The organism is Sphingomonas pruni NBRC 15498 (assembly GCF_001598455.1).
GTDB classification, from domain to species: Bacteria; Pseudomonadota; Alphaproteobacteria; order Sphingomonadales; family Sphingomonadaceae; genus Sphingomonas; species Sphingomonas pruni.
The window spans coordinates 1-6,634 of record NZ_BCYZ01000116.1; the positions used below are offsets into that span (position 1 = coordinate 1).

Genomic DNA, 6,634 nt, shown 5'->3' on the forward strand with positions numbered 1-6,634 from the left:
TGAAAGGGAGGGGTTAGGGGGTGGGTGCGCGCGTCTGCGCGCCCACAAAGACTCGTTATCCGATCGCAAGAACAGCGCCGGACGAGGCATCGAGCCTCGCCCGGCGCTCACCCACCCCTTAATCCCCTCCCTTGCAGGGAGGGGAGATTAGAAGGTCGATCAGCCTACCCAAACAACTCCGCGAGGAAGTTGCTGGCCGCTTTCCAGCTCCGCCGGTCGGCGCGTTCCTCATAGGCAACGCCGGGGCGCACCAGAGGCGCGCCCTTGCGGTCGATATCGGTGAAGGCATGACCGGCAGTCCCATAAGCGTGGATTTGCCAGTCTGCCTCACCCTCGCTCAGTTCCTTGCCCAGCCCGACCATCACGTCGGGCGGCGCGATCGGGTCTTCCCAGCCGTGGCAGACCAGGATCTTGGCCTTGATCGGCGTGACGTTCGGATAGTCCGGCGTGTCGTAGACGCCGTGGAACGACACCACGCCCAACACGTCGAGCCCGGCGCGCGCCACGTCGAGCGCGCATTTCCCGCCGAAGCAATAGCCATAGACCGCGTTCCGGGCCGGATCGACCAATTGGAAGGCCTTGAGCACGTCGAGCGATGCCTTCAGCCGGTCGCGCAGCAGCCCGCGATCGGCATTGAGCTCGTTCATATATTCGGCCGGATTTTCCGAGGTGAAGGTCTTGCGCCGCCCCTGCCCGAACACGTCGGCAACGAAGCCGACATAGCCCAGTTTGGCGACATTCTCGGCGGTGATGCTGTCCGATTCCTTCGCGCCGAGCACGTTGGGAACGATCATCACCCCCGGCCGTGCGGTCTCGACCTCATCGTCATAGGCGAACACGCCCTCGAACGGGCCGCCCGGGCCGTCATACACCATGGTTTGCCGCACGATCGCCATGACTCGCTCTCCAGGTTTGCCGTAACGGCACGAAGCGCTACAGAGCCGCCCGATCCCCCGCAAGGAGTAGCTTCGTGCCCATGCTCGTCCTGATCCGCCACGGCCAGTCGGCCTGGAACCTCGAAAACCGTTTCACCGGCTGGTGGGACGTCGACGTAACCGAAAAGGGCGCCGAGGAAGCACGGCTGGCGGGCGAGCTGATGGCCGCCAAGGGCCTCGATTTCGACATGTGCTTCACCTCGCTCCAGACGCGCGCGATCAAGACACTCAACCTCGCGCTCGAGGCGATGGGGCGGCTGTGGCTGCCGGTCGAAAAGGACTGGCGGTTGAACGAGCGCCATTATGGCGGCCTGACCGGGCTCAACAAGGCAGAGACCGCGGCCAAGCATGGCGACGAGCAGGTCCATATCTGGCGCCGCAGCTTCGACATCCCGCCGCCGCCGCTGGAGCCGGGCAGCGAATATGATCTGTCCAAGGATCGCCGCTATGCCGGCATCGCCATCCCGAACACCGAGAGCCTGAAGGACACGATCGCGCGCGTCCTGCCCTATTGGGACGGACGCATCGCCCCCGCGCTCAAGGACGGGCAGCGCGTGCTGATCTCGGCGCACGGCAATTCGCTGCGCGCGCTGGTCAAGCATTTGTCGAACATCCCCGACGACGAGATCACCGGCCTGGAAATCCCGACCGGCCAACCGATCGTCTATCAGCTGAACGACAACCTGGAGGCGACGGACCGCTATTATCTGAACGAACGGTAAGGCCGACGTACCGGAGGTAGCTCAGCCGCGCCCGAATTTGGTAAATCGGTACGGAAGTAACGCTTCCCCGGCGAAGGCCGGGGCCCAGTCGCGACGCCCTCAAAGCGGCGGGACGCCTTCTCCATATGCGCGAAACTGGGCCCCGGCCTTCGCCGGGGAGGGTAATTGGCGGATCAGCTTTCCCCCATCTCCCGCGCGCGCCGCAGGAGCAACTCACGTTCCCGGTTGTTACCCGCAAGCGCCGCAGCGGTTTCGAACGCTGCCCGCGCTTCCTCGTGACGCCCCAGCCGCCGCAGCAAGTCGCCGCGCACGCTTGGCAGCAGATGATAGCTTCTGAGTTCGGGCGCATCGGCAATCCGGTCGAGAATGGCGAGCCCGGAGGCCGGTCCTTCCGCCATACCGACGGCGATCGCGCGATTGAGTTCGACGATCGGCGATCGGGTAACGGTGGACAATTGCGCATAGAGCAAGGCGATGCGCAGCCAGTCGGTTTCCGCGGCGCGCGCGGCGCGGGCATGACACGCCACGATGGCGGCCTGCAGCGCGTAGAACCCGCCTGCACCGCCCAATTCCTCCGCGCGCGCCAGCGAGCGCATGCCACGCTGGATCTGGAGCTGGTCCCACAAGGCTCGGTCCTGGTCGAGCAGCAGGATCGGTTCGCCCCCGGCGTCGGTCCGTGCCGCAGTCCGCGAGGCGTTGAGCTCCATCAAGGCGAGCAGCCCATGCGCCTCGGGCTCGTGCGGAACGATGGCGATGGTCACGCGCCCTAGCCGCAACGCCTCGCCGCACAGATCGGGCCGCTGCCAGTCGTCCCCGCGCGCCGCGGTATAGCCTTCGTTGAAGATCAGATAGATGACTTCGAGCACGGACGACAATCGCTCGGTCAGCTCCTCGCCGCGCGGCGTCTCATAGGTCAGGCCAGATTCCGTCAGGGTTCGCTTGGCGCGGACGATACGCTGCGCGACGGTCGCCTCGGACACCAGGAAGGCACGCGCGATCTCGGCGGTGGTCAGCCCACAGATCATGCGCAACGCGAGCGCCGGCCTGGCATCATAGGGCAGGAGCGGATGACAGGCGGTGAAGATCAGCCGCAGCATCTCGTCGCCGATATCGTCGTCGAGCGTCGCCTCGTAATCAGGCAGCAGCATCTGGTCCTGCACGAGCTCGCGCAGTAGCATAGCATGGCTGCGTTCGAGCATCGGTACCCGCCGCAGGTGATTGAGCGCCAGCCGCCGCGCCGTCGTCATCAGCCAGGCGCCGGGCCGTTCGGGCACGCCGGCCGCTGGCCAGTGTTCGAGGGCGGCGAGCAGCGCTTCCTGCGTCAGTTCCTCGGCCAGCGGCACGTCGCGCAGCATCCGCGCCAGGCTGGTGATCAGTCTGGGCTGCTCGATCCGCCATATGGCGAGCACTGCGCGATGAGCGTCGGCGGCGGTCATCGCCGCCGACACCCCGAAGAGGCTTTCCCGATCAAGAACCCGCGAAACCGGCAAAGGCGCGGACTTCGCACGTGCCTTCCCAGCCGGGCATATGATCCTTGTGCAGCTGCATGAACTCGATCGCCAGCGCGACGGCCTCTTCCTTGCTCGCCATTTCGGTAATCGAATAGCCGCCAATGACTTCCTTGGCTTCGACGAACGGGCCGTCGAGCACGCTCAGTTCGCCATTGGCAATGGTAATGCGGACGGCCTGGTCGATCGGCATCAGCCCGCCATTGTCGATCATCCGCCCGGCCTTGATTTCCCGGTCCGCGAGTTTGCCCATGGCCTCGAGCAGTTCGGGCGTCGGGTTGCCATAGTGCTGCGACCGTGGAGCGGTAACGATGGACATGAAACGCATTGGATAATCTCCGGGGCCGAGCGCCGGCGCCATCGCCGAACGATTGCCTCGCCCATCATAGACGACAAACGGGCATCGCCCAGATCGACAGTCCGGCGACGATTTTTTCCTATCTCCTTCGCCGACAAAGGCGCAGCCCGGTCCTTTTCGGAGGGAGAATCGCCATGCCGCAATTCGTCATCGAACGGGACATGCCAGGAATCGGCGGGGCCAGCGCCGCCGACCTGAAGGGCGCGTCGCAGACCTCGTGCAATGTGCTGCGTGACCTCGGCCCCGAGATCCAATGGGTCCACAGCTACGTCACCGACGACAAGATCTATTGCATCTATCGCGCGCCAACGGCCGACCTGATCCGCCAGCATGCGGAGACCGCGGGCTTTCCGGCCAATTCGATCGCCGAGGTGCGCAACGTGATCGACCCGACCACCGCCGATTGAAGGGCGCCGATTGAAGGGATCAAGAGTCGCTGGCGCGCGTTTCCTTTCGGATTCCCATGATCGGGTGCTCGCCCGAACGGAGAAAGTCGGATGCGCGCAGGCAATGATCGGAAGCGACGGACGGTAATTGCGGGGATCGGCATGGCTTGCGCCATGCTGCTGCCATATGTGACCAAGGCGCAGAGCGCGGCGCCGGCCCCTCCCGTCGCCACCACCGCCCCGACCGCCGCCGATCCGGCGCCGCAATCGACGCGCGACGAAAAGCGCAAAGAGACGATCGACGACACCAAGGACGTGATCAGCCAGCCGGTGAAGGATGTCGGCATCGCCAAGACCAAGATCCCGCCATCGTTGGTCGAGGCATCGAATGCGCCCTACTCGCTCCGCGGCCTCAGGACCTGCCGCCAGATTGCCGATGCGGTGCGCGTGCTCGATGCGGCGCTCGGCCCCGATTACAGCGCGGGCGGCCCCAACGACAAGATGAGCGTCGGCAAGGCAGCGGGTGGCGCGGTGGTCAATTCGCTGATCCCGTTCCGCGGCGTGGTACGCGAGGTCTCGGGCGCCGCCGCCGCCGACCGCCGCCTCGCCGCCGCGACCCAGGCCGGTTTCGCCCGGCGCGGCTTCCTGCGCGGCGTGCATCAGACGCGCGGCTGCAAGGAGGCGCTTTAAGAGACCAAACTACGCTCAGCGGCGACGAAGCAGCGTGTTTCGAGTGGCGTTGATCCGAACGTGTTGCATATGCCCGGAGATCCAGCGTTCGCGCGCGCAGACGTGGAACTCACCCCATAGTTCATAGGCGAACGGATTGGGCTTGTTCCACATCCGCCAGACCGCCGGCGGCGCCTTCTGGTCATCGTCTCGCAATGCGAGAACATGCCCGGTTCCGATAACCCAGAGCCGATTCAGGCTCGAACCGTTGGCAATGGTGAAGCGGCCCCGGACCCACGAACATTGACCCGCGCGTCTTGGAATAGTCGCGATGGGTGCCATTGGTGCGGCGGCGAGTATTATGGGCAGGGCGATCATCGCCTGAGACTATCGCATCACTGTGTCTCGCAACAGTTGCTCCGACGCCGCGAGCCCGCTAACGCGCGGCGATGCAACCGCTTGTCGGCATCATCATGGGCTCGACTTCCGACTGGGAGACGATGCGTCATGCCGCCGAGAAGCTCGAAGAACTCGGCGTGCCGCATGAGACCAAGGTCGTCAGCGCACACCGTACCCCGCAGCGACTCTACGATTACGCGACCAGCGCCGCCGATCGCGGGCTGAAGGTGATCATCGCAGGTGCCGGCGGTGCCGCGCATTTGCCGGGCATGGCGGCGTCGATGACGCACCTTCCAGTGTTTGGGGTGCCGATCGAATCGAAGGCGCTGAAGGGCGTCGACAGCCTCTATTCGATCGTCCAGATGCCGGGTGGCGTCCCCGTCGGCACGCTGGCGATCGGCAAGCCGGGGGCGATCAACGCCGGCCTACTCGCCGCGGCGATCCTGGCGACGAGCGACGGGGCGCTGGCAGAGCGGCTCAAGGCGTGGCGCGCGAAACAGACCGACAGCGTGGCGATCGATCCCGAATGACCCTGCTTCCCCCCGGTTCGACGATCGGCATCCTGGGCGGCGGCCAGCTCGGGCGCATGCTGGCGTCGGCCGCGGCGGAGCTCGGCTATCACACCCACATCCTTGCCCCCGATGCCGAAAGCGTCGCGGCGCAGACCGCGTCCAGCGTCACCCGCGCCGATTATCACAGCCGCATCGTGCTCGATGAGATGGCGGCGCGCTGCGACGTCGTGACCTACGAATTCGAGAATATCGCGATCGAGCCGGTCACGTATCTCTCGACTCAAGTGGCGGTTCATCCCGCTCCCCAGGCGCTCGGCATCGCCCAGGACCGCGCCAACGAGAAGGCGTTCGTCGATACGATCGGCGGGCGGACCGCGCCGTGGCGGCGCGTCGCCAGCCTCGACGAGTTGCACGCCGCGCTCGATGAGATCGGGACGCCGGCGATCCTCAAGACGCTGCGGCTCGGCTATGACGGCAAGGGCCAGGTGCGGATCGCGACGCGCGACGCGGCCGAGGCGGCGTGGAGCGATATCGGCCAGCGCCCGGCGATCCTGGAAGGGTTCGTCGATTTCAGCCACGAATTCTCGATCATCCTCGCGCGTGGGCGTGACGGGTCGATGGTCAGCTATCCGCCGCCATGGAACGAGCATAAGCATGGCATCCTCGCGCGCTCCTCGCTGCCGGCGCCGGCCGAGATCGCCAATCAATGGGGAGTCGCCGCGGCACTGACCGGGCGGATCGCCGACCAGCTCAATTATGTCGGCGTGATCGCCTGCGAATTCTTCGCCACCGCCGAGGGGCCGGTGTTCAACGAAATGGCGCCGCGCGTGCACAATTCGGGGCATTGGACGATCGAGGGCGCGGTTTGCTCGCAATTCGAGAACCATATCCGCGCGATCTGCGGCCTGCCGCTCGGCGACACCGCGCTGACCGCGCCCGCGGTCGAGATGGTCAACCTGATCGGCGCCGAGGCGGACGATTGGCTGACGATCCTGGCCGAGCCGGGCGCGCATCTCCACCTCTACGGCAAAGGCAGCGCCCGGCCGGGGAGGAAGATGGGCCATGTGACGCGGTTGAAGCGGGACTGACAAAAACTCCTCCCCGGCACGGGGAGGGGGACCATCGCGCAGCGATGGTGGAGGGGG

9 protein-coding genes are annotated in these 6,634 nt (G+C 65.9%); 5 read left to right on the top strand and 4 right to left on the bottom strand.

What is annotated here, in order from left to right:
* Positions 1–164 precede the first annotated feature (164 nt).
* A complete protein-coding gene (locus SPR01S_RS20230; protein ID WP_066593426.1) occupies positions 165–896 on the bottom strand; it encodes a dienelactone hydrolase family protein in 732 nt (243 codons plus the stop codon).
* Positions 897–970: 74 nt separating this feature from the next.
* Here SPR01S_RS20230 and gpmA point away from each other — a divergent pair, with 74 nt between their 5' ends.
* Positions 971–1,657 carry a 2,3-diphosphoglycerate-dependent phosphoglycerate mutase gene (gene gpmA / locus SPR01S_RS20235; RefSeq protein WP_066593428.1) on the top strand — a complete coding sequence of 229 codons (687 nt, stop codon included), beginning with the start codon at positions 971–973 and terminating at the stop codon, positions 1,655–1,657.
* Between the two features lie 173 nt (positions 1,658–1,830).
* On the opposite strand, the gene SPR01S_RS20240 is transcribed toward gpmA, so the two are convergent.
* Entirely contained in the window at positions 1,831–3,093 is a 1,263-nt protein-coding gene (locus SPR01S_RS20240; RefSeq protein WP_066593444.1) for an RNA polymerase sigma factor, read from the bottom strand.
* Positions 3,094–3,124: 31 nt separating this feature from the next.
* Positions 3,125–3,493 (bottom strand): YciI family protein, encoded by a 369-nt coding sequence (locus tag SPR01S_RS20245; protein WP_066593442.1) that lies wholly within the window; start codon positions 3,491–3,493, stop codon positions 3,125–3,127.
* Between the two features lie 164 nt (positions 3,494–3,657).
* Between SPR01S_RS20245 and SPR01S_RS20250 the strand changes: the two genes are divergently transcribed.
* Both SPR01S_RS20250 and SPR01S_RS20255 read left to right on the top strand, forming a co-directional pair.
* Positions 3,658–3,930, top strand: a complete 273-nt coding sequence (locus SPR01S_RS20250) for a DUF4242 domain-containing protein (RefSeq protein ID WP_066593430.1) — start codon at positions 3,658–3,660, stop codon at positions 3,928–3,930.
* Between the two features lie 153 nt (positions 3,931–4,083).
* On the top strand, positions 4,084–4,599 hold the full coding sequence (locus tag SPR01S_RS20255; RefSeq protein WP_066593433.1) for a hypothetical protein: 516 nt from the start codon (positions 4,084–4,086) through the stop codon (positions 4,597–4,599).
* Between the two features lie 15 nt (positions 4,600–4,614).
* Here SPR01S_RS20255 and SPR01S_RS20260 read toward each other — a convergent pair whose 3' ends face one another.
* Positions 4,615–4,956 (bottom strand): hypothetical protein, encoded by a 342-nt coding sequence (locus SPR01S_RS20260; RefSeq protein WP_157082384.1) that lies wholly within the window; start codon positions 4,954–4,956, stop codon positions 4,615–4,617.
* A gap of 71 nt (positions 4,957–5,027) precedes the next feature.
* Here SPR01S_RS20260 and purE point away from each other — a divergent pair, with 71 nt between their 5' ends.
* Positions 5,028–5,507, top strand: a complete 480-nt coding sequence (gene purE, locus SPR01S_RS20265; RefSeq protein ID WP_066593438.1) for a 5-(carboxyamino)imidazole ribonucleotide mutase — start codon at positions 5,028–5,030, stop codon at positions 5,505–5,507.
* Positions 5,504–6,577, top strand: a complete 1,074-nt coding sequence (locus tag SPR01S_RS20270) for a 5-(carboxyamino)imidazole ribonucleotide synthase (RefSeq protein ID WP_066593440.1) — start codon at positions 5,504–5,506, stop codon at positions 6,575–6,577. The genes purE and SPR01S_RS20270 overlap by 4 nt, the downstream gene beginning before the upstream one ends.
* Positions 6,578–6,634: the final 57 nt, after the last annotated feature.